Source organism: Nevskia sp., assembly GCF_023266035.1.
GTDB lineage: Bacteria > Pseudomonadota > Gammaproteobacteria > Nevskiales > Nevskiaceae > Nevskia.
In genome coordinates, this window is record NZ_JAHFRY010000010.1 from 1 (window position 1) to 22833 (window position 22833).

The following is a 22833-nucleotide window of genomic DNA, read 5'->3' on the forward strand; positions in this document are numbered from 1 at the left end:
GACGACGATCACTGCACTTCTCCAATGACAAGTTGCTGCCACAACGCCGCGACGGCGGCGCGCGCTTCGGCAAAGTCTGCCTGATCGGCCAGACCATCGGCCTGCTGCAAGGCGCGGCGATGCAGCCAGCCGCGATAGACCCGGGTGGCGTGCAGCAGGCTGTCCTTCTGCTCGGCGGTGATCCGCTGCGCATCGGCCAGTGCTTCCAGCTGCCGCCAGTTGTCGGTGTATTCGATCAGCCGCGCCTCGCTGTGGGCATCGCGCAGGCACAGGTACTGGGTCAGGAATTCGGCGTCGATCAGGCCACCGGCACCCTGCTTGACGTCCCACTTGCCGGCCGTGCGCTTCTCCAGGCTGGTGCGCATCCTGGTGCGCATCTCGACCACTTCGCGGCGCAGGGTTTCGGCATTACGGACCCGGCACAGCACTTCGCGGCGCACGTCGGCGATCGCCGCGCAGAGGGCATCACTGCCGGCGATGGTTCGCGCCCGCAGCAGTGCCTGGTGCTCCCAGGTCCAGGCGGATTCGCGTTGATAGCGGGCAAAGCTCGGCAGGCCGCTGACCACCAGGCCGGAGTTGCCGCTGGGCCGGAGCTGCAGATCGATTTCGTAGGCGCGGCCGGCCGGCGTCTGGGTGGCCAGGTAATGGACGATGCGCTGACCGAGCCGGGCGAAGAACTGGGCATTGCTGAGCGGCCGCGCGCCATTGGTGGCGGCATCCGGGGCATCGCAGTCGTAGACGAAGACCAGATCGAGATCGGAGCCGTAGCCGAGTTCGATCGAGCCGAATTTTCCGTAACCGAGGATCGCGAAACCGGCCGGGCGGCCATCGGCATGACTGGGCTCGCCATGGGCTTCGGCAAGCTGCGCCCAGCCGCTGGCCAGCGCGCGATCGACGATCGCTTCGGCCAGCCAGGTCAGCCGATCGCTGACCTGGACCAGCGGCAGGCTGCCGGCCAGATCGCTGGCGGCGATGCGCAGGGTCATCTCCTGGCGATAGCGGCGCAGCACGTCCATCTGCGCTTCGACATCGCTGGCTTCGACCCGGGCGTAGCGCGTCACCAGGTCGTCCCGCAGCTGGACCTTCGATGGCGCTTCGGTGGCCAGCCGTGGATCGAGCAGCGCATCGAGCAGCGCCGGCGTGCGTGCCAGCAAGGTGGTCAGCCAGGGGCTGGCGGCGCACAGACGCAGCAGTGCGGCGCGAGCCATGGCGGAGTCGTGCAGCAGGATCAGATAGGTGCTGCGGCCGAGGGTGGCGGCGATCACTTCGAAGACGCGGGTTGCGGCGACGGCCGGCTCCGGCTGCTTGATCGCTTCATCGAGCAGCAGCGGCAGCAAGGTGCGCAGGCGTTGCTGGGCGGCATCGCTCAAGGTGCGCATCTGCCGCGACTGGCGCAGATCGGTCAGCGCCTTGGCGACCAGCGCGGCGCCGCTGCCGAAGCCCTGCGCCGACAGGGTCTCAGGGTCTTCGGCCGAGGTGCCCCAGGCTTCACCGGCAGCGCTGTCGAAGCATCGGGATTGCGGCGTCTTTTCCGGTTCCGCGAACAGGCGCTCGAACTCGCGGCGCACGCGCTGACGAGCGGCTTCCAGCGGCACCATCGCCGCCGTGTAGTCGGCGCTGCCGAGTGCCGCGGCAAACGCTGCGCGGGTGGTTTCGTTGGTCGGCAGCACATGGGTCTGAAGATCGCCATGCAACTGCACGGCGTTCTCGGCGCGACGCAGCAGCACGTAGGCGGCATCGAGTGCCTGCGCGGCATCGGCCGGCAGCAGGCCGGCCTCGCCGAGATAGGCCAGTACCGGCCGCAGCCGGGCGTCGCGCAGGCGGGCGTCCTGGCCGCCGCGAGTCAGCTGGAACAGCTGGACGATGAACTCCACTTCGCGGATGCCGCCGGGGCCGAGCTTGAGGTTGTCGACAGCGCCCTTGGCCTGGGCATCGCGATCGATCAGACCCTTCAGATCGCGCAGCGAATTGAGCGCCCCGTAGTCGAGATAGCGGCGATAGACGAACGGCCGCAGGCGATCGAGCAGCGCGCAACCGGCGGCAAGATCACCGGCGCAGGGCCGCGCCTTGACCATCGCGTAGCGCTCCCATTCGCGGCCATGCGTCTGGTAGTAGTCCTCCATCGCCGACGCCGAGGCCGCGAACGGGCCGACGCTGCCGAACGGCCGCAGCAGGGTGTCGACACGGAACACGAAGCCATCCTGGGTAGCCGACGCCAGCAGGCGGCTGGTATCGCGGGCCAGCTTCGCGAAGTACTCCTCGTTGGCCAGCGAGCGGGCACCGTCGGTGTCGCCATTGGCGGTGTAGCCGAAGATCAGGTCGATGTCGCTGGAGAAGTTCAGCTCGCGGCCGCCGAGCTTGCCCATGCCGAGCACGAACGGCAGGGCCAGACTGCCATCAGCCGCGATCGGCCGGCCGTGGCGCGCCTGCAGCGTGATGGCGACGAAGCTCATGGTGACGTCGATCGCGGCATCGGCGAGATCGGACAGATCACCGAGCGTGGTGTCCAGCGTCGCGTAACCGGCGATGTCACGCACCGCGATGCGGGCCATCTCGCGATTGCGGAAGCGACGCAGCGCGCGCATCAGCGCGGCTTCGTCGGCGCTGCCGGCGCAGGCTTCGCTCAGCCGCCCGGCAACCGGTGGCAGCGTGCCTGCGAATTCGCCGTCAGCCCAGGCGGCATCGGCCCAGGCCTGCTCGCGCCGGAAGACCGACGCCACGAAAGGGCTGGCGGTGAATACGCGGGCCAGCAGGTCGGAAGCGCTCATCGATCGGCGGATCCATCTTTAAAGAGGGCGCGAGTGTAGCGATCAGCCGCGCCTCAAGCTGAAGGGAAGTCCCGCCCGCTCTATAGTCCGCGCTCTCGAACGCAGCCGGGCGCGAGCCCCGTCCTCATCCCCGATGAACAACAGCAGTTCCCAGCCCGCCGGCGCGTCCGCCCGCTCCTGCGATGTCCTGATCCTCGGCGGCGGCGTCATCGGCCTGAGCGTGGCGCTGTTCTGCCTGCGCGCCGGCCGGGCGGTGACCATCCTGGAGCAGAAGACGCCCGGCAGCGCGGCCAGCCACGGCAACTGCGGCACCATCACGCCCAGCCATCTGCCGCTGCACGCGCCCGGCACCCTGGCCAAGGCGCTGAAGTGGATGCTCAAAGCCGACGCGCCGCTGCGCATCAAGCCCAGCCTCGATCCGGCCCTGCTCGGCTGGCTGCTGCGCTTCGCGAAGCTGTGCAACGAACGCGACTTCCTGGCCACGGCGCAGACCAAGGCCATCCTGCTGAAGGCCTCGCGTCTCCGCCTCGAACAACTGATCGCCGACGAAGGCCTAGCTTGCGAGTTCGAGCGCAGCGGCACGCTGTATGTCTATCGCGAGGCCGCCGGCTACGAGCACGCCGCCCCGGATGCGGTGCTGCTGCGTTCGCTCGGCATTCCCTGTGAAGCGCTCGATGGCCCGGCCCTGCGCGCCAGGGAACCGGCGCTGAACGACTCGGTGGCCGGCGGCTACTTCCATCCCGATGACGCACGGCTGCGGCCGAACACCTACATGGCCGAACTGGTCCGCGCCGTCCGGTCAGCCGGCGGCGTCATCGAGCAGGGCGTGCAGATCACCGGCTTCGAGACTGCCAACGGCCGGATCGACTCGGTGCAGACCTCGGGCGGCCCGTATCGCGGCCGGGATGTGGTACTTGCCCTCGGCGCCTGGTCGCCTCAGTTCGGGCAGGCGCTGGGCCTGAAGATTCCGATCCAGCCGGGCAAGGGCTATTCGATCACCTACAGCCGGCCCGGCATCGCGCCGGTCATTCCGATGGTGCTGAAGGAACGCAGCGTCTGCGTCACCGCCTGGGATTCCGGCTACCGGCTCGGCAGCACAATGGAGTTCGCCGGCTACGACAGCAGCCTGAACCGGCTGCGGCTCGATGCGCTTTCGCGCGGCGCGGCGGAATATCTGCAGGAACCGGTCGGACCGACCGTGGAAGAAGAATGGTACGGCTGGCGGCCGATGACGCCGGACGATCTGCCGATCATCGGCCGTGCGCCGCACCTCGCGAATCTGACCCTGGCCACCGGCCACGGCATGCTGGGCGTCAGTTTGTCGGCGATCACCGGCCAGCTGGTAGCAGAAATCTTGTCCGCTCGTCCCCCTACCCTGGACCTCGCACCGTACGCCCCGACCCGCTTTTGAGCGCCGCGCTGATGGGTCCGGATCTTGCAATTTTACCTACCCCTTTGACGATAGCGCGGCCTATGGCCAAACTGTGAGCAAATAACCATTCAAAATCTCGGCAAGCGTTCCGCGCTGACCGCCGTTGCAGCTACTGATTACACCGACTCAGGAAGGGAAATGCTCAAGAATATCGCGACCTTGACCTTGATCTGCGCCAGCAGCGCGGCGCTGGCCGAGGGTGAACCGATCGTCCGCGATCGCCTCGTCTACACATCGAACGATTACGTCAGCGTGATCGCTTCCGGTGTGTTTCCCGACAACGGCCGGGGAACCGACAATATCGGCGGCGGTATCGCCTTCATGTACGGCAACCAGTTCCATGAACTGCTTTCGGTGGAAGGCCGGGTGGCTTTCCAGCTTTTCGAGACCGGACGCGGAAAAGGCTCCGATTTCTACCAGGTCCAGGGCGGCGTCGATCTGACCGTGACCCCTTGGGATCGTCGTGACGAACGGCCGATCACTCCGTTCGCGCTGATCGGCATCGGCACGCACAGCGATGACGTGGCGATCGATACGCGTGACGATTCCAGCTTTGCCGTCAACGCCGGCGTCGGCTTCGTCACCGCGCCGGTCTTCCACAACGTCCGCATTCGCGGCGAAGCCCGCTACACGTACTCCACGTACAGAAGCGGCTACGGCGATCCCAGCGTCGGCATCGGCGTGGAAATTCCGCTCGGCCGCGTCCGTCAGACGCTGACCACGGTATTCACGCCGCAAGCAACCAAGATCATCGAGACCGACAAGGAAGTGCCGCGTCCGTTCATCGACACCGACGGCGATACCGTCATTGACGAACTCGACAAGTGCCCGGATACGCCGAAGGGCCTGAAGGTCGACGCCGAGGGTTGCATCCTCGCCGGCCAGCTGATCGAACTCCGTGGCGTCACCTTCAACCTCGACGAAACCAAGCTGCGTCCGAATGCACAGTCGGTGCTCGACGTCATCGCCAAGGGCATGGCCGGCCAGCGCTCGCTGCAGGTCGAAATCGCCGGTCACACCGATAGCCAGGGTTCCGCGGCCTACAACCTCAAGCTGTCACAGGGTCGTGCCGATGCTGTCCGCGCTTACCTGATCGACAAGGGCGTTTCGCCTGATCAGCTGAAGGCGGTTGGCTACGGCGAATCGCAGCTGAAGATCAAGCCGGAACGGAATCCAGACGACTACTTGCTGAACCGTCGTGTCGAGTTCCGGGTCAAGGCCCGCTGAGATGAAAATGAACCCCTTGCCGATGGCCGGGGGTTCATTGTTATCGCTATACAAATGCTTGATTAGTTTGGTAAAGCCCGACGATTTTGTCGGCAAGCTTATTGCTGTCAAATAATTGACTTTGAATGATTCGGTGCTCAATCTGCGGCCCTGAGGCAGGGGTTGGCAGGAGGTGCGCCGTTCCATCCAGAACAGGCTCATACAGGGAAAAACATGCGTAATGCATTGATTGCGGCAGCGGTGCTCGCCAGTGGCGGCGCTCTTGCCCAGGGCGAGGAAAATGTTGGCGAGCACGATTACCTCAGCGTGCTGCCAACCTACGAAATTCCCGATAAAGCCCGCACTGGCGTTCGCAGCGGCAGCGGCGTATCGCTGCTCTACGGTCACTCGTTCACGCCGCACCTCGGCATCGAAGGTGGCGCCCACTGGGCGATCTACGCGACCGGCAACGGCAACGGCACCGATTTCTACCAGTACAGCGGCATGGTCGATCTGGTCTACACGATCACCGAGCGCCAAGGCTCGGCGCCGGTGCACCCGTTCCTGCTGCTCGGTGTCGGCGGCGCCTACAACGACGTGACGCCGGACAAGCGCGACGCCGCGAGCGTGATCTACGGCGCCGGCGCAGGCCTGGTCAGCGCCGACCTCTATCACGGCATCCGCGTCCGCGCTGAAGGCCGCTACATCCGTGACGAGTTCCGCGCCGGCAACGAAGACATCCGCTTCTCGCTGGGTCTCGAATTCCCGCTCGGCCGCGGCGAGTCGAGCACCGTGACCATCCCGGCACCGGAACCCAAGATTGTCGAAGTGATTCGCGAAGTGCCGAAGCCGTTCATCGATACCGACGGCGACACCGTGGCCGACGAGCTCGACAAGTGCCCGGATACGCCGCGCGGCATGAAGGTCGATGCCGAGGGTTGCATCATTCCGGACCAGATCATCGAACTGAAGGGCGTCACTTTCGAGTTCAACAAGGCGCGTCTGACGCCGAACGCTGAAGCCGTGCTCGACACCGTGGTCAAGGCCTTCGTCGGCCAGCCGTCGCTGCAGGTCGAGATCGGCGGCCATACCGATTCGAAGGGCAGCGATGCCTACAACCTGAAACTGTCGCAGGCCCGTTCCAATTCGGTCCGCAGCTACCTGATTTCGCAGGGTGCGAGACCGGAACAGCTGACCGCCGTCGGCTACGGCGAATCGCGTCTGCTGATCAACCCGGAAACCAGTGAAGACGATTGCGAGCTGAACCGCCGCACCGAATTCAAGGTTATCGGCGTCCGATAAGCCCTTCGTCCTCAACCAGATAATGTAGTGGAGAGCACCATGAACAATCTTCAAAAGCGCATACGCAAGATCCCGATCGCCGCCGCGATGGCGTTGGTCGTCGGCCTTGCCGGCTGCGCGGACGACGCCAGCGGACTGGGCGGCACGACTTCGGGCACGACGGGCGGCACCACCGCCGGAACTACCGGTGGCACCACTTCGGGGACCACGGCAGGCACCACCGGTGGCACGACGGCCGGCGATACTGGCGGCACTACCTCGGGCGTCACCGGTGGCACCACTTCGGGTACGACTGCAGGTACCACCGGCGGCACGACTGCCGGCGATACCGGCGGTACTACCTCGGGCGTCACCGGTGGCACCACTTCGGGTACGACTGCAGGCACCACCGGCGGCACCACTTCGGGTACCACGGGCGGCCTCGGCGGCATCGTCTGCAACCCGACCTCGAGCACCTACCGGCCGATCCAGATTCCGAATGCCACGGCCATTGGCGTGAGGAATGGTATTTGCCTCGGCTGCAGCGTCGCCAACCCGGAAAACTCGATCGATACCGACATCACGACGATCTCGTTGCTGAGCACTCCGGTCGGCCTGCTCGGCGGCTCGGCGGAACTGCAGGTGCAGGACACCGCTACGCTCTATCCGGCTGGCCGTCGCGCTGGCTTCGTGATCTTCGATCCGGCAGGCGCCCTGCTGACCGCGACGCTGCTGCAGCAGGTCACAGTCGAAGCTGTCAACAACGGTGTCGTCCAGTCGAGTGCCGACAACACCACCTTGTCGCTCGACCTGCTCGGCTCGGCGATCATCGGCAGCACCGAGCCGACCTTCGCCAGCTTCATCCCGACTACGCCGTTCAACGAACTGCGCATCCGCTTCGGCTCCGCCGTCAATGCGCTAGCTACCCTGGGTGTGTTCCAGGCCTGCGTTGCCGTGGACCCGAATGATCCCGGCACCACCACCGGTGGCTCGACGGGCGGAACCACGGCGGGTACGACGGGCGGCACTACTGCGGGGACCACGGGTGGCACCACTTCTGGCACCACGGGTGGAACGACCTCGGGCACGACTGGCGGCACGACGTCGGGCACCACGGGCGGCACCACTACCGGTGGCACGACTGGCGGCGCGTCAGCATCCTTCTGCGATCCACTGATCCCGGCATCCAGCCCGCTGCTGGCTCCGAATGCGACGGCTGTATCGGCGCCTGAGGGCGGCATCCTGTGCCTGGGTTGCGATGTCCAGAATCCGAACAGCGCCATCGACACCGACCTCCTCTCGCTGGCCACCATCACCGCGCCGGTCAGCTTGCTGGGCGCTTCCTCGGTCCTGTCAGTGGTCGATACTTCGACAACCTATCCAGTTGGTCGCCGCGTCGGCTTCGTGATCGCCGATCCGGCGGGTGCTCTGCTGACAGCAACACTGCTGCAGAACATCACCGTGCGCGCCACGCTCAATGGCACAGTCGTATCCAGCGCCGACCTGGGCAGCCTGCTGAATCTCGACCTGCTGGGCACCAGCCTGATTGGCGGCGTCGCGCCGTCCTACGCCAGCTTCGTGCCGACCAGCCAATTCAATGGCGTCGACTTGGCTTTCCGCAATGTTGTCGGCGCGCTGGGCCAGCTCAAGGTCGCCCAAGTCTGCGTGTCGAACTGAGCCCCGCACGAATGAACAAGTGTGATCTGAGCCTGGTGTCCCTGACCGCAGCCGTGATGCTGGCTGCAGGTCTTGCCGGCTGCGCCGACGAGCACAGCGATATCAGTGGCGGCACGACCAGCGGCGGAAGCTCCGGCGGGACGACCGGTGGCACGACGACGGGCGGCGATCCAGGGGAATGCGTGATCAGCTGCTCGCCAACCCCGCCGCCGCCGCCAACCAGCTTGGAAGACTGCAATCCGAACAATCCGAACGCCACCTATGCACCGGTGGCCAACGTGACTTCGGTTGATGTCGGCACGGAAGGTCTTTGTCTCAACTGTCGGGTCGCTTCTCCGGTGTCGGCTTTCGATGCCAACGTCAGCACCTTCTCGGTGGAAACGGCTGGCCTCGGGGTTGCGGGAACGATCGATCTGAACGGCTACGGCACGACCAATTATGTGAGCTCACCGACGGTTCTCCGTCGGGCAGGCTTCTTCGTCGCCTACCCACAGGACTCCGTCGCCGATGTGGCTCTGCTCTCCCGCGTTTCGGCTTTCAGCGTCAACACGACGGGCGCTGTGGTGCAGGGACCGGGCGTGCAGACCAGCGATACGGCACTGAGCCTGCAGTTGCTCGGTCTGCCGCTGCTGGCGGGTCAGTCGCTGGCCTTCGTCAGCGTCGTCACGACGCAGCCGTTCAACGGCGCAAGGCTCGACTTCTCGCCAACCATCGGCGTGCTGGCGGGCCTCAACGTGATCGAGGCCTGCATCTCGAAGTGATTGGTTGAGCTTTCAGCTTTTCGCTTTCAACGGGCCTGCAGCGATGCAGGCCCGTTTTTGTTTGGGCAATCCATTTTCTGAGGCGCCGTGGATGCGGCTCGGCGCTGGCCATCAATCCTCACTGTCGCCTTCCTCCGCCTCCAAGCCGAGGATCGGCGCGACCACGACGCCGGGCAGTGATTCGACATTCTTCAGCTTGCGGCTGATCTGGCGCGTTCGTGTCTCGGCATCGCCGATCGAGTTCTGCACCGTTTCCAGCTGCTTCTTGACCTTGCCGAGCACGCCGCCGAACTTGTCGAACTCGGATTTGACCTCCCCCAGGGTCAACCAGACTTCACTCGATCGCTTCTGGATCGCCAGCGTGCGGAAGCCCATCTGCAGGCTGTTCAGCAGCGCGCTCAGCGTCGTTGGCCCGGCCACCGTCACCCGGCATTCGCGCTGCAGCCATTCGCTCAGCCCCGGCCGGCGGATCACTTCGGCGTACAGGCCTTCGGTCGGCAGGAACAGAAGCGCGAAATCGGTGGTGTGCGGTGGCTCGATGTACTTGTCACGAATCTTCCTGGCTTCTTCGCGGATGCGCGTTTCCAGTTGCTTGCCGGCTTCCTCGACACCGGCCGCATCGGCGCGCTCCTGGGCATCGAGCAGGCGCTCGTAATCCTCGCGCGGGAACTTGGCGTCGATCGGCAGCCACACCGGGGTGTCGATCGCATCGCGCCCTGGCAGGCGGATCGCATATTCCACCCGCTCCGTGCTGCGCGGCCGCGTCGCCTTGTTGGCCTCGTACTGATCGGCGACCAGCATCTGCTCGAGCAGGCTGCCCAACTGCACTTCGCCCCAGGTGCCGCGGGTCTTGACGCCGCTCAGCACCCGCCGCAGACCACCGACGTCTGCCGCCAGCGACTGCATCTCGCCGAGGCCACGCTGCACCTGCTCCAGGCGTTCGGCGACTCGCGAGAACGATTCGCCGAGGCGCTTCTGCAAGGTGTCGTTGAGCTTTTCGTCGACGGTGCGGCGCATCTCGTCGAGCTTGGCGGTGTTGTCCGCCTGGATCGCCGCCAGCCGCGTCTCGACCGTGCCGCGCAGCTCGTTCATCCGCTGCGCGCTGGCTTCACTCAAGCCATTGAACTGCGTGGCCAGCGCCTCGCCGAAACGCGACAGCACCTGCGCCTGCTGCTCGCGTGCTGCACGGCCTTCGGCGAGTGAGGCCTGCTGACGCTCGTCGCCGAGACGGGTCTGGGCTTCGAGCTGGCGGGCGAAGGTTTCCAGCTGGCCGGCCAGCTGGCGGCCGAGCACATCGGCCTGCGCGGTCTGCACCTGACCGAAGCGGGCCAGCGCTGCGGCCAGTTCATCGCGGCCTCGCGCCGCCTGCTCGCCGGCTTCGCGACGCGCCGTCGCGGCCTCATCGCGCACCGCGGTTTCGAGCCGCACGGCATCGCGGGCACCATCGTTCAAGCGGGAAGACAGACCACGCGCCGCCAGCCAGGCGAACACGGCGGCGATGGCGGCAATCAAGGAAACCGCGAGCAGCAGGAGATCAGGAGTCGTCATCGCCGGATTGTACGGGCGAGCCTCCGCCTTGAGGCGCCGCCATCGATATCCGGAAAGATGACCAGCGACGCCAGGCCCGCGTCATGTGACGACGCGCGCGGGCATGTTCTTGAACACCCGTCCCTTGCTGCATCAGACGGGCAACAAGGCGACTTGCTCAGCTACTCAGTCGCGGTGACAAGGCACGCAAGCGATATTCGCTGGGCGTGAGGCCGTACTGCACCTTGAACAGGCGGCTGAAGGTGGCGCAATCGTTGAATCCGTGATCGAAAGCGATGCCGGTGATCTTGCGATTCGGACGGCTGCTGTCATCAAGTGCCTGACGGCTGCGCTCCAGACGCAGATCGTGAATCATCTTCGAGGGCGTCAGCCGGCATTCCTTGAACAGCATGTACAGGGAGCGCCGCGACATGCACAGCGCCGACGCCAGATCATCCGGATCAAGCCCAGGATCGGAGATGTGATCGAGGATGTGCTGCTGGGCCCGGTTCAAACGATCATGCAGACGTATGTTGTTCAGACTGGGCAAGCCCAGCTCGCTCGCTGCCTGATGCAGCGAAGAGGTGATCATCGACTGCACGGCATGCAGCACGGTTTCACCGACACCGTCCTTGCCGCCGAGGCCGGCGCCGCTGAGTGCCATCAGTGCGCCGAACGTGGCACGCAAGGTGGCACTGTCGCCGAGTTGCTGACCGCACAGCTTCTGGCTGATCCGTTCCCAACCGGGGCAGGCCACATGCGGCAACATCAGCACCGCGAAATGAGCGCTATCGGATACGCGAATGCGATAGGGGCGCGTGCTGTCGCAGACCGTGGTCTGGCCCGGCGTGATGTGGCAGAGACGATTGTCCTGCTCAAGCTGGATATCGCCGGACAACTGCCACACCAGCTTGATGTAGCCGGACTCCGAACGATCGGCGAGATGACGCGTGCGGATCACTTCGCTGGCATCCGCGTTGATCATCGTCAACGCGCCATCACCAAACTTGAAGGCGCTGACCTCGGCTTCGAAAAGTCCACCGGAATAGTTTCGGTGCTCCAGCCAGGGAAAGTTGTTGTTGACGAAATCCTTCCACTGCCCGAAACCGTGTACGGATTCCGAAGGGCCGAGACGAAACATCACACCACCATCCGCCGGCCGGGAAAAGCTCGGCACTGCATTCATTCCAATCATTTCATTTCTCCGTCAACACGTTCGCACGGACATCCAAGGGTTGGATCGTCCCGGCGTTTGGGGCTCTTTGGCCCTCATCAGGCCCGGACTACGTGGTCCGGGCCTGATCTATCGGTCCTGCCCTCAAATCATCTCGAGCAAGCCCACCGCGAACAATCGTGTCAGCGCGCGCGCAGCGCCTGGCGTCCGATGATGAACAGCGCGATCAGTGCCAGCACACCGAACAGATAAGCCGGGCCCAGTGCCAGTGCGCTGAAGATGTCGCCCGGGCCGAGGCGGCTGTCGCCGAAGCTCAGGCCGCGGTTCGCGGAGAAATTGCCGAAGAAGTAGAAACCGACATTGGCCCAGCCATCGAGAACGATAATCCAGCCGAGTCGCGCTGCGGTCTTTTCGGTGAACTCCAGCAGCGGCAACACGAAAGCCACCGTGATCACCATCATGCCGTTCATGGCCGGACCGGTATGCGCCTTGGCCCAGCCTTCCGGTGTGCCCGGAATATTGAAGTGCAGGATGTAGCCCGGGACGATCTCGAAACCACCGACCAGATTCATCCACAGAAAAACGCCGAACAGCAGCGTCGAGAAAATCATCAAGATGCCGTGGCCAGCCATCTTGCGTTGCAGTTGCTTTGCCGCCATTTCGCTCTCCCCGTTTTTATGTGTCGACCGGACCTCATCGGATCTGGCCATGCTTGATTGCCACCTTTCACTACAAGGCTCTACTTCTCACGTGCAGATCCTCCAATCGGATCTGCACGGGTTTTCCGAGAACTCCACTCAGGCGGCAATGGCCGTCCGGTGATAGCGGCTGCCGTAGAACATCAGCGGCGCCCCAGCTTCGCTACCACAGGCGGTGACCTGTGCCACGAACAAGGTGTGATCGTGAACCTGTACCTTCTCGATCGTTTCGCATTCGAACCAGGCCAGGCAATTACGCAGGGTCGGCAACTGTTCGCGAACCACGAAATCCGGCAGCAAAGATTCCTGCGGACGACCGCTGAAATGCGCGGAGAAGCTCTGCTGCCCTTCATTGAGGATGCAGGCTCCGTATCGGCCATTGCGCGAGATCAGGCGATGCGCCTTGCCTGGCTTCAACGAGACCAGCACCGTTGGCGGATCGAGACTCACCGAAGTGAAACTGTTGACGGTCATGCCGTGCACCTGACCGTCATCGTCCTCGCAGGTGAGGACGACGATGCCGGTGGCGAACATCGAAACCGACTTCCGGAAACTCTCCGGATCAACTCGACTACGTTTGCCCGACGCTGGGTCTGCATGACTCATGGCTGACACTCCAGAAGGATCTTGATGTCCTTGTCACTGTGCCGGCGATGCTTAGGCCGCCGTAGCCATTTTCGGCTGCTTGGCCGCGGCTTTCATACGTGTCTCGACCCAGGCTTTCATGCGGTCGACACTGGCGAAGCAATCCCACTGCTTCTCGGGGAAGTTGAAGTTGTCGGTGAACTCGTCGGCCAACGCGCGGTTCTGGCTCAGCGCGCCGATGAACTGCTGCAGCTCGATCGGCATCGCCTTCAGATTGGTCATCATGAAGTTGGTCCAGCGCGCGGCACCGAGCACGCGATCGTTACGGCGCATGTTGACGTGCTCCACGAAGCGCTCGTCGAACACGTCCTGACGAACGAGTTCCTCGCCGAGGATCCAGGCTGCATGCGATGCCACGTTGGCGCCCTGACCAAGCAGCGGATCGACGGTGACCTGCACGTCGCCGAGTGCGATCGCGATCTTGCCGCCCTCAAGCGCCACGTGTGAGCGGCGAACGGTCGGCGTCACCCCACCCTGCAGAAGGTCCAGCGGGCCGTTGGCGAGGTCGAACTCCTGCTCGTCGATGCGCTCGGCGCAAGTCGGATAGTGCTTGCGCAGCTTGTCCAGCAGCAGCGCCATGAAGGCCTTCGGATTGTCGTCGTACTTGGTCTTGGCCAGCACTTCGAGATCGCCACCGGGAATGTTCTCGATGACCAGCGCGTTCTGCATGCCGTTGAACGTGGTGGTCGGGATTTCGATCATCTCGCCGGCGCCGGGGGAGAAGTACATCGTCACCGCACGGACCGGACGCTGCTTGATGCCCTTGAAGATGCCGACGCAGAGCGCACGCTGCGGCTTGTCGAACGGCGAGTGTTGCGTTTCGTAGGTGAACATCTGGCCGAACGGACCCTTGCCGGTGCAGACCACCAGCAGGTAATGCCGGGCGCTGAGCGAGGAGACTTCTTCGCTCTTGATTTCGCGATATTCGATGTTGCCGCCGGCGTTCATGAAATCTTCCATCAGCCGAGGCTGATAGATGCGGTAATCGACCGCACGGCTGGCCGCATGCAGATCGCCGTAGAACTCCAGCGGCTGCGGCTGCAGACCGATGAAATAGTGGTGGCCGAAGTAGCCGAACTTCTGGTCCGGCCAGTGATTGACGCCCAGCGCGGTTTCGCGCTTCACCGTCACGGCGTGATGGGCCACGGTGTTGAGCAGACGCATGCCGTGGTACTCGTCCGGCTTGCGATCGGTATAGAGGGTCACATCGACGCCGTGCTGGCGGAGATACAGGCCCAGATGCAAGCCGGCCGTACCGGCACCGATGATTCCGACCTTTTTGCTCATCCCGATCAAGCTCCTCAGCTTTTATTGGATAGTCTTACTTTTGTGTATCGGATTCTGCGTCCGTGAATCCTGCTTGAAAACCTCGAAATCTGATAAAGACTTATTCCAGTCTGGACTGAATGCCTGAACTTCAATTCGGGTCTGGCCAGAGTTTGCGCCGATCCGCGCAAGCCGATTCGACGCCGCATACCGCCGTAAACCTCACAGGAGCAAGCTCGCAGGTGGATATCACCAAAGCCTATTCGACCTTCGTCAGGGCCTTCGAAGCCGGGAGTTTCTCGGCCGTTGCCCGCGAAACCGGCATGACCCAATCGGCGGTCAGCAAGGTCATCGCCGCGCTCGAGGCCAACCTGGGCGTGCAATTGTTCACGCGGACCACGCGCAAGCTGCATCCGACCAGCGAGGCCACCCAGCTTTACGAAGCCGCCCGGCAGATGCTCGACACGCTGGATTCGCTGAGCGCCGTCGGGCGCAAGACGGCCGTCACCGAGCCTTCAGGCGTGCTGCGCCTGACCATCCCCAGTTCGTTCGGCCGGCGGCGGGTGCTGCCGGTGCTGACCCGGTTCATCGAGCGTTATCCGAAGATCAAGCTCGACGTGGTGATGACCGACAACGTGCTCGATCTGATCGAAGACGGCCTGGAGCTTGGCATCCGCATCGGCACCTTGCCGTCGAACACGCTGATCGCCCGTTCGCTGGGCATCGTCGAGCACACGCTGCTGGCTTCGCCGGAGTACCTGGCCCGTCACGGCCGGCCAGACACGCCGCTGGAGTTGGGCGAGCACCAGTGCATCGTCTACGGCAACACCTCGCGCTGGGATTTCGAGTCCGAACACGGCCGGCAAAGTGTGGAAATCAGCGGCCCGCTGCGGATCAACGATGCCGATTCGATCTGCGATGCGGTGCGCGCCAACCTCGGCATCGCCCAGGTGCCGGACTGGATCATCAAGGATGATTTCGAGGCGCAGGGCCTAGTGCCGCTGCTGGAGGACTACTACCCGATTCCGGAGCCGGTCAGCATCATCTACCCGCAGACCCGTTTCCTGAGTCCGCGGGCACGATGCTTCATCGATCTGGTGGTCGCCGAGCTGCGGCGCCTCTAGACCATAAAGCTAGCCGGCGAGCAGCACCGTGATCGCCTTCTCCTCGGTGTAGGCCAGCACGCCGGACAAGCCGCACTCGCGGCCGATGCCGCTGGAGCCCACGCCGCCCCAGGGCAGACGGGCATCGATCGGCGCCCAGCAGTTGATGCCTACCGCGCCGGCACGGACCGCCTGTGCCACGCGATGCGCGCGGGCGACGTTACCGGTCCAGACCGTGGCGCCGAGGCCGTAGCGCGAGTCGTTGGCGATGCGGATCGCGTCTTCCTCGGTATCGAACGGAATGATCGTCGCCACCGGTCCGAAGATCTCGTCCTGGGCGATGCTCATGCTGTTGCTGGCGTCGGCAAAGATCGTCGGCTGCACGAACCAGCCCTTGGTATGCGTGGTCTCGCCACCAGCGAGCAAAGTGGCGCCTTCGGCGATGCCCTGGCGGATGTAGCGATTGACGCGCTCGAACTGGCCCTTCTTGGAAACCGGCCCCATCTGCACGCCTTCGTCGAGCGGATTGCCCACCTTCACGCTCTTGGCCGCACCGGCGAGCATCGCCGCAAAGCGCTCGGCGATGCCGCGCTGAACCAGCACGCGGGTGCCGGCGGCGCAGATCTGGCCCTGGTTGAAGAACACGCCCATCGCGCAGCCCTGGGCAGCGGCATCGAGCGACGCGTCATCGAACACGATCTGCGGACTCTTGCCGCCGAGTTCCAGCGACACCCGCTTGAACAAGGGGCCAGCGATGCGCTGGATTTCGGCACCGACTTCCGGGCTGCCGGTGAAGGTGATCTTGTCGACGCCCGGGTGCTCGCACAGCGCCTTGCCGACCACACGGCCGTAGCCGGTGACGACGTTGACCACGCCATCGGGAATGCCTGCTTCCTGGCACAGCTTGGCCAGATGCAGCGCCGACAGCGGCGTTTCCTCGGACGGCTTCAGCACCACCGTGCAGCCGGCGGCGAGCAGCGGGCCGAGCTTCCAGGCGGTGATCATGAACGGCGTGTTCCACGGCACGATGGCACCGACCACGCCGACCGGCTCGCGCAGCGTGTACGACATCGTCGGCATGCCCATGTAGCCCGGCGTCGGAATGGTCCGGCCTTCGATCTTGTCGGCCCAGCCGGCTGAATGGCGCAGGGTTTCGATCGCATTCGGCAGATCGAGCAGGCGCGGCTCGATCGGCGAGCGGCCGATGCAGCTGGCGTCCATGTCAGCAATCAGATCGGCATCGCGAGCCACCAGATCGGCAAGGCGGTGGATCAGCAGGCCGCGCTGCGAACCGCTCATGCGCCGCCATTCGCCGCCATCGAGCTGGGCGCGGGCCGCCTTCACGGCGGTATCGACATCGGCAGCCGTGCCGCTGGCCGAAGTGGCGATCACGTCCTCGGTGACCGGGCTGACCACGTCCAGGGTGCCGCCATCGGAGGCAGGCACGAAGCGCCCGCCGATGAACAGTTCGAGCGCAGCGATGTCTTGGGCGGCAGCAAGCTGCGCGGCAGGGGTGGACGGGCTATTCATTCGGCAACTCCGGAGTGGCGGCGATATCAGCGGCAGCGTCGGTACGACGCGGCGACTCGATTATCGAAACCCCCACCGAAGGCGCTAGGCACCGCGTGCAAGCTGCCTGCCGATGCGTGCAAAGCGCTCCCAAAGCACTTCAGGGGCCAGCCTCGGCCCCGCCGATTCAGGCCTTGCTGCGCTTCGGACTCGCTGCCCGCGGGGTCTTCGCCGTTGGGGCGACCGCCGGAATATGCGCATTGAGCAAGGTCCGCACCGCCTTGCCGGCGACCGAGATCGGTCCCTGGCTGCAGAAGCTCAACCGGGTCAGATAGCCGCCTTCCATCAGCAGCATCAAGGTGTCGCCGAGCGCTTCGGGATCGCTCGCGCCGGCCTCGCTGGAAAGCGTCCGCAGGCGGCCGCGCATCTCGGCCTTGTGCTGCTCGATGACCCTGCGACCCGGATGATCGCCTTCCGGCAGTTCGACCACGGCGTTGCCGAACGAGCAGCCACGCGAGCCGTCCTTGCAGGTCAAGGTCATGTAGTTGTCGAACAAGGCTTCGAGCTGGCGGCGGGCATCGCCGGCATGCGGGGCGATCGCCGCGTCCCACCAGTCCCAGTAGCCGCGGCCCTGTTCGCGCAGGTATTCGGCGATCAGTTCGTCCTTCGACGGGAAGCAGCGGTAGAAGCTCATCTTGTTGGTGCCGGCTTCCGAAGCGATGGCTTCGACACCGACCGCGCGCAAGCCATAGCGATAGAACAGACCCCGCGCGGTATCGAGGATACGGTCGCGCACACGGACTTTCGGCACCGCTGCTGCGCTGGTGTCACTGCCGGTTGAAAGCGTCTTGCTCATCGTGTTCATGCGGTCCTCCATCTGAGTCGCTGTGTCAGTCCACCGATCTGAGTAGTGTTACTGACCGGTAACACTTTAACAGGTTTCATCGATATGACAGAAGGTGCTGACACGGGGCAGAAATAGGCAAGCGGCCGCGACGATCAGGTATTCGCTTGTTGCCGCGCCACTCGCAGAATGCTCGCAGCCCGAAGACCTCCGATGAAGCAGCTATCGGAGCAGCCACTGCATCGACGCAGTTCGGGCGCGGCCCGCAGCTTCGCAAGCGACCCGCTTTCCATCGCTCAGCCGTAGCGCCATCCCCGCGCCAACAGGCCCCGACCAGCACCCGTTCAAGCGAAGGCTTGACAGATACGTTACCGGTCAGTAACGTGCCGAAATGTTACTTACCGGTAACACCTGCTTAACCGCCACACGCCGCTCCCCCGAACCGGCAGACATTCCAGGAAGGAACCCAATGACCACGAAAAAACTGACCTACAGCCTCACCGCCGCCGCTGCCAGCCTCGCGCTGATCGCCGGCATCGCAATGGGCAAGGAACCGAAGCCGGACGCCGCTGCCCCCGCCGCGACCAAGGTCACTGCCGCCGAGATCATTGCCCGCGACATCACCGTATCCGACGAATTCACCGGCCGCCTGGAAGCCGTCAATACCGTGCAGATCCGCCCCCGGGTCAGCGGCTACATCCAGCAGGTAGGCTTCAATGAAGGCGAGCTGGTGAAGAAGGGGCAGCTGCTGTTCCAGATCGATCCGCGTCCGTTCCAGAGCGAAGTCGATCGGCTCAAGGCCACCTACGCCCAGGCTCGCGCCCAGGCCACGCTGGCGCGTTCGAACAGCGATCGCGCCCAGCGCCTGCTGGACCAGAACGCGATTGCCAACGAAGAGGCTGATCGCCTCGCCACCGCTTCGCTCAGCGCCGAAGCTGAACTCGGCGCGATTGCCGCGCAGCTCGACATGGCCCGCCTGAACCTGAGCTACACCCAGGTCACCGCGCCGATCGATGGCCGCGCCAGCAATCAGCGCATCACCCTCGGCAACCTGGTGACCAGCGCCGACGTGCTGACCGCAGTGGTCAGCGTCAACCCGGTCTATGCCAACTTCGATGTCGACGAGCAGACCTTCCTCAAGTACTCGCAGGGCGCCTCACTGGCCAGCAAGACCAGCCCAGTGCGTCTTGGCCTCGCCAACGAGGAAGGCTTCCCCCATGAGGCGCGGCTGAACTTCGTCGACAACCAAGTCAGCACCACATCCGGGACGATCCGCCTGCGCGCAGTGCTCGACAACGCCGATGGCCGCTACACGCCCGGCCTGTTCGCCCGTCTGCAGTTGAGCAGCGCAACGACCCAGCACGCGACGCTGGTCGACGATCGTTCGGTCGGCACTGATCTCGGCAACAAGTTTGTCTACGTGATCGGCGACGGCAACAAGGTCGAGTACCGGCGCGTCACCGTCGGCCCGATGGTCGATGGCTTGCGCGTGGTCAATACCGGCCTGACGCCGGGCGATGTGGTGGTCGTCAACGGCTTGCAGCGCGTCCATCCGGGTGAGGTCGTCGAAGCCGAAAAGGTGGCGATGGACCTGCGCGTGGACACGCAGCGGAAGCTCGCCGAAGCGGCCGGGCGTCCTGCCGAAACGGAAGCGAACGTCGACAAGAAAGTTGGCGAGAACGCCGTAGCCGCAACCGTCGCGAAGCAGAGCTAAGGCCAGGCGATCGGCAGTCCAGAAGCACCGCAGGGGAGTCACATGAACATTTCGCAATTCTTCGTCAACCGCCCGATCTTCGCGGCGGTGCTGTCCCTGCTGATCCTGATCGGAGGCGCCTTGTCGCTGCCGAATCTGCCGATCAGCGAATACCCGGAAGTGGTGCCGCCGACGGTGGTCGTGCGCGCCAACTATCCGGGCGCCAATCCGAAAGTGATCGGTGAAACCGTGGCCACGCCACTGGAAGAGCTGATCAATGGTGTCGAGGGCATGAGCTACATGTCCTCGCAGTCGACCAGCGACGGCGCGCTGCAGCTAACCATCACCTTCGCCCTCGGCACCGATCTCGACAAGGCCCAGGTGCAGGTGCAGAACCGCGTCTCGCAGGCGCTGCCGAAGCTGCCGGAAGAAGTGCAGCGGCTCGGCGTGACCACCAACAAGAGCTCGCCGGACCTGACCATGGTCGTCCATCTGCTGTCGCCGGATGACCGCTACGACATGTTGTATCTGTCGAACTACGCGCGCCTGAACATCAAGGATGAGCTGCTGCGTCTCGATGGCGTGGGCGACGTGCAGATCTTCGGCCTCGGCGATTACAGCATGCGGGTCTGGCTCAATCCGCAGAAGCTGGCCTCGATCAGCATGACCACCGGCGACGTCGTCAAGGCGATCCGCGAGCAGAACATCCAGGTCGCCGCCGGTTCGCTGAACGCGCCCCCGGCGCACAGCGATCAAAGCTTCCAGCTGAACATCAACACCAAGGGCCGCCTGGTCACTGAAGAAGACTTCAGCAACATCGTGCTGCGCAGCGACAGCAATGGCGCGGTGATCCATCTGCGCGATGTCGCCCGCATCGAACTCGGCGCCAGTCAGTACGCGCTGCGCAGCCTGCTCAACAACAAGCCGGCGACGGCGATTCCGGTGTTCCAGCGCCCCGGTTCGAACGCGATCGCAATTTCCGATGCCGTGCGCAAGAAGATGGAAGAGCTGAAGAAGAACTTCCCGCAAGGCGTCGACTACAGCATCGTCTACGACCCGACCGTGTTCGTGCGCGGCTCGATCGAAGCCGTGGTGCACACCTTGTTTGAAGCTGTGGTGCTGGTGGTGCTGGTGGTGATCCTGTTCCTGCAGACCTGGCGGGCGTCGATCATTCCGCTGGTCGCGGTGCCGGTTTCATTGATCGGCACGTTCGCGGTGATGAAGATCGCCGGCTTCTCGCTCAATGCGCTGTCGCTGTTCGGGTTGGTGCTGGCGATCGGCATCGTCGTCGATGACGCGATCGTCGTGGTCGAAAACGTCGAGCGCAACATCGCGCTCGGCAAGACGCCGAAGGAAGCGACAAGGCAAGCGATGAAGGAAGTCACCGGGCCGATCGTCGCCACGGGTCTGGTGCTCTGCGCGGTGTTCATCCCGACTGCCTTCATCAGCGGCCTGAGCGGCCAGTTCTATCGCCAGTTCGCGCTGACCATCGCGATTTCCACGGTGATCTCGGCGTTCAATTCGCTGACCCTGAGCCCGGCGCTCGCCGCGATCCTGCTGAAGGGTCACGACGCACCGAAAGATCGCCTGACCCGCTGGATGGATCGCGGCCTCGGCTGGATCTTCCGGCCGTTCAACCGCGTGTTCGAAGCGGGCTCGGAGCGTTATGTCGGCATCGTCGGCAAGGTGACGCGGCGCAGCTCGATCGCGCTGCTGATCTACGGCGGCCTGATCGGCCTGACCGTGCTCGGCTTCCGCCAGGTGCCCGGTGGCTTCGTGCCGCCGCAGGACAAGCAGTATCTGGTGTCGTTCGCGCAGTTGCCGGATGCCGCTTCGCTCGATCGCACCGAGGACGTGATCCGCCGCATGTCGGACATCGCCCTGCAGCAGCCGGGGGTGGAGAGCGCCGTCGCGTTCCCGGGCCTGTCGATCAATGGCTTCACCAACAGCACCAATGCCGGCATCGTCTTCGTCACCTTGAAGCCCTTCGATCAGCGCAAGGACAAGACGCTGTCTGCCGGTGCGATTGCCGATGAGCTCGGCAAGAAGTACCACAACATCCAGGACGCCTTCATCGCGATCTTCCCGCCGCCGCCCGTGCAAGGCCTCGGCACCATCGGCGGCTTCCGCATGCAGATCGAGGATCGTGGCGCGCTCGGCTTCGAGGAACTGCACAAGCAGACCCAGAACCTGATCGCCAAGGCCAGGGCTTCCGGCAAGCTCAAGGACGTGTTCTCAAGCTTCCAGGTCGCTGTGCCGCAGATCGATGCCAACGTCGACCGCGAGAAGGCCAAGGCGGAAGGGGTCGATCTCAACGACGTGTTCCAGACCATGCAGGCCTATCTCGGCTCGGTCTATGTCAATGACTTCAACCGCTTCGGCCGCACCTATCAGGTCAATGTTTCGGCCGAGCCCGGCTTCCGCCGCGAAGCCAAGGACATCCCTTCGCTTAAGACCCGCAACGCCGCCGGCGAGATGGTGCCGCTGGGTTCGTTCGTGACCGTCAACCAGAGCGCCGGGCCGGATCGTGTCAGCCACTACAACGGCTATGCCACGGCCGAGATCAACGGCACCGGCGTCGACGGCGTCAGCTCCAGCCAGGCGCAGGCGCTGATGGAAGAACTTGCCGCAGAGAATCTGCCACGCGGCATGAGCTACGAGTGGACCGAGCTGACCTACCAGAAGATCATTTCCGGCGACACGACCACCTTGGTCTTCAGCCTCTGCGTGCTGCTGGCCTTCTTGGTGCTGGCCGCGCAGTACGAAAGCTGGAGCCTGCCGCTGGTGGTGATCCTGATCGTGCCGATGAGCCTGTTCTCGGCGATCAGCGGCGTCTGGCTGACCGGCGGCGACAACAACATCTTCACGCAGATCGGCTTGATCGTGCTGGTCGGCCTCGCCTGCAAGAACGCGATCCTGATCGTCGAGTTCGCTCGTGAACGGCAGCTCGAAGGCATGGGCGTGGTCGCTGCAGTCAAGGAAGCCGCGCGCCTGCGTCTGCGGCCGATCCTGATGACCTCGTTCGCTTTCATCATGGGTGTGGTGCCGCTGATCACCTCCACGGGTGCCGGTGCCGAGATGCGCCATGCGATGGGTGTCGCGGTGTTCGCCGGTATGCTCGGCGTGACCTTCTTCGGCTTGGCTCTGACGCCGGTGTTCTACGTGGTGATCGAGGGCTGGCACGAGCGCCGCAAGGCTAAGCGCGCCGCTGCCACGCCCGCTGTCATCGCCCATCCGATCGAAGCCTGA

The 22833-nt window shown here is 64.3% G+C and carries 16 protein-coding genes; 8 read left to right on the top strand and 8 right to left on the bottom strand.

All coding sequences use genetic code 11. The annotated features are described in order from the left end of the window. Positions 1-8: 8 nt before the first annotated feature. The gene (glnE, locus tag Q0D45_RS02190) at positions 9-2768 is read right to left on the bottom strand and encodes a bifunctional [glutamate--ammonia ligase]-adenylyl-L-tyrosine phosphorylase/[glutamate--ammonia-ligase] adenylyltransferase (RefSeq protein WP_293387873.1); all 2760 of its coding nucleotides are present in this window, start codon (positions 2766-2768) and stop codon (positions 9-11) included. Positions 2769-2901: 133 nt separating this feature from the next. On the opposite strand from glnE, the gene Q0D45_RS02195 reads away from it, so the two are divergent. From Q0D45_RS02195 to Q0D45_RS02215, 5 genes are all read left to right on the top strand, one after another. Beyond that, the gene (locus Q0D45_RS02195) at positions 2902-4179 is read left to right on the top strand and encodes an FAD-dependent oxidoreductase (RefSeq protein ID WP_293387876.1); all 1278 of its coding nucleotides are present in this window, start codon (positions 2902-2904) and stop codon (positions 4177-4179) included. A 159-nt stretch (positions 4180-4338) separates the two neighbouring features. Next, positions 4339-5427: an OmpA family protein gene (locus Q0D45_RS02200; RefSeq protein WP_293387879.1), complete on the top strand. Its 1089-nt coding sequence runs from the start codon at positions 4339-4341 to the stop codon at positions 5425-5427. A 213-nt stretch (positions 5428-5640) separates the two neighbouring features. Then, positions 5641-6708 (top strand): OmpA family protein, encoded by a 1068-nt coding sequence (locus Q0D45_RS02205; RefSeq protein ID WP_293387882.1) that lies wholly within the window; start codon positions 5641-5643, stop codon positions 6706-6708. Positions 6709-6747: 39 nt separating this feature from the next. After that, the gene (locus Q0D45_RS02210) at positions 6748-8364 is read left to right on the top strand and encodes a hypothetical protein (protein ID WP_293387885.1); all 1617 of its coding nucleotides are present in this window, start codon (positions 6748-6750) and stop codon (positions 8362-8364) included. A gap of 11 nt (positions 8365-8375) precedes the next feature. Continuing rightward, on the top strand, positions 8376-9125 hold the full coding sequence (locus Q0D45_RS02215; RefSeq protein WP_293387888.1) for a hypothetical protein: 750 nt from the start codon (positions 8376-8378) through the stop codon (positions 9123-9125). Positions 9126-9236: 111 nt separating this feature from the next. Here Q0D45_RS02215 and rmuC read toward each other — a convergent pair whose 3' ends face one another. The 5 genes from rmuC to styA form a co-directional block, all read right to left on the bottom strand. Continuing rightward, complete coding sequence (rmuC, locus tag Q0D45_RS02220) at positions 9237-10673, bottom strand: DNA recombination protein RmuC (RefSeq protein WP_293387891.1); 1437 nt, start codon at positions 10671-10673, stop codon at positions 9237-9239. Between the two features lie 157 nt (positions 10674-10830). Then, positions 10831-11847, bottom strand: a complete 1017-nt coding sequence (locus Q0D45_RS02225) for a helix-turn-helix domain-containing protein (protein ID WP_293387894.1) — start codon at positions 11845-11847, stop codon at positions 10831-10833. 161 nt (positions 11848-12008) lie between these two features. Beyond that, a complete protein-coding gene (styC, locus tag Q0D45_RS02230; protein ID WP_293387897.1) occupies positions 12009-12485 on the bottom strand; it encodes a styrene-oxide isomerase StyC in 477 nt (158 codons plus the stop codon). 138 nt (positions 12486-12623) lie between these two features. Beyond that, on the bottom strand, positions 12624-13130 hold the full coding sequence (gene styB, locus Q0D45_RS02235; RefSeq protein WP_366946315.1) for a styrene monooxygenase NADH-dependent flavin reductase subunit StyB: 507 nt from the start codon (positions 13128-13130) through the stop codon (positions 12624-12626). Positions 13131-13181: 51 nt separating this feature from the next. Further along, positions 13182-14456 (bottom strand): styrene monooxygenase subunit StyA, encoded by a 1275-nt coding sequence (gene styA / locus Q0D45_RS02240; protein WP_293387903.1) that lies wholly within the window; start codon positions 14454-14456, stop codon positions 13182-13184. Positions 14457-14677: 221 nt separating this feature from the next. Between styA and Q0D45_RS02245 the strand changes: the two genes are divergently transcribed. After that, complete coding sequence (locus Q0D45_RS02245) at positions 14678-15559, top strand: LysR family transcriptional regulator (protein WP_293387905.1); 882 nt, start codon at positions 14678-14680, stop codon at positions 15557-15559. Positions 15560-15568: 9 nt separating this feature from the next. Here the strand turns inward: Q0D45_RS02245 and Q0D45_RS02250 are convergent, their stop codons facing one another. Together Q0D45_RS02250 and Q0D45_RS02255 are read right to left on the bottom strand one after the other, a co-directional pair. Then, a complete protein-coding gene (locus Q0D45_RS02250; protein ID WP_293387907.1) occupies positions 15569-17068 on the bottom strand; it encodes an aldehyde dehydrogenase family protein in 1500 nt (499 codons plus the stop codon). A 166-nt stretch (positions 17069-17234) separates the two neighbouring features. Continuing rightward, the gene (locus Q0D45_RS02255) at positions 17235-17912 is read right to left on the bottom strand and encodes a TetR/AcrR family transcriptional regulator (RefSeq protein WP_293387909.1); all 678 of its coding nucleotides are present in this window, start codon (positions 17910-17912) and stop codon (positions 17235-17237) included. 448 nt (positions 17913-18360) lie between these two features. Here Q0D45_RS02255 and Q0D45_RS02260 point away from each other — a divergent pair, with 448 nt between their 5' ends. Together Q0D45_RS02260 and Q0D45_RS02265 are read left to right on the top strand one after the other, a co-directional pair. After that, complete coding sequence (locus Q0D45_RS02260) at positions 18361-19605, top strand: efflux RND transporter periplasmic adaptor subunit (protein ID WP_293387911.1); 1245 nt, start codon at positions 18361-18363, stop codon at positions 19603-19605. Positions 19606-19647: 42 nt separating this feature from the next. Continuing rightward, complete coding sequence (locus tag Q0D45_RS02265) at positions 19648-22833, top strand: efflux RND transporter permease subunit (RefSeq protein ID WP_293387913.1); 3186 nt, start codon at positions 19648-19650, stop codon at positions 22831-22833.

Coding starts and splice junctions, on each gene's coding strand:
- Q0D45_RS02250 (WP_293387907.1), bottom strand. CDS start 17,068: ATGAATAGCCCGTCCACCCCTGCCGCGCAGCTTGCTGCCGCCCAAGAC.
- Q0D45_RS02225 (WP_293387894.1), bottom strand. CDS start 11,847: ATGATTGGAATGAATGCAGTGCCGAGCTTTTCCCGGCCGGCGGATGGT.
- Q0D45_RS02260 (WP_293387911.1), top strand. CDS start 18,361: ATGACCACGAAAAAACTGACCTACAGCCTCACCGCCGCCGCTGCCAGC.
- Q0D45_RS02265 (WP_293387913.1), top strand. CDS start 19,648: ATGAACATTTCGCAATTCTTCGTCAACCGCCCGATCTTCGCGGCGGTG.
- Q0D45_RS02205 (WP_293387882.1), top strand. CDS start 5,641: ATGCGTAATGCATTGATTGCGGCAGCGGTGCTCGCCAGTGGCGGCGCT.
- styA (WP_293387903.1), bottom strand. CDS start 14,456: ATGAGCAAAAAGGTCGGAATCATCGGTGCCGGTACGGCCGGCTTGCAT.
- glnE (WP_293387873.1), bottom strand. CDS start 2,768: ATGAGCGCTTCCGACCTGCTGGCCCGCGTATTCACCGCCAGCCCTTTC.
- Q0D45_RS02195 (WP_293387876.1), top strand. CDS start 2,902: ATGAACAACAGCAGTTCCCAGCCCGCCGGCGCGTCCGCCCGCTCCTGC.
- Q0D45_RS02210 (WP_293387885.1), top strand. CDS start 6,748: ATGAACAATCTTCAAAAGCGCATACGCAAGATCCCGATCGCCGCCGCG.
- Q0D45_RS02255 (WP_293387909.1), bottom strand. CDS start 17,912: ATGAACACGATGAGCAAGACGCTTTCAACCGGCAGTGACACCAGCGCA.
- Q0D45_RS02215 (WP_293387888.1), top strand. CDS start 8,376: ATGAACAAGTGTGATCTGAGCCTGGTGTCCCTGACCGCAGCCGTGATG.
- Q0D45_RS02200 (WP_293387879.1), top strand. CDS start 4,339: ATGCTCAAGAATATCGCGACCTTGACCTTGATCTGCGCCAGCAGCGCG.
- rmuC (WP_293387891.1), bottom strand. CDS start 10,673: ATGACGACTCCTGATCTCCTGCTGCTCGCGGTTTCCTTGATTGCCGCC.
- styC (WP_293387897.1), bottom strand. CDS start 12,485: ATGGCGGCAAAGCAACTGCAACGCAAGATGGCTGGCCACGGCATCTTG.
- styB (WP_366946315.1), bottom strand. CDS start 13,130: ATGAGTCATGCAGACCCAGCGTCGGGCAAACGTAGTCGAGTTGATCCG.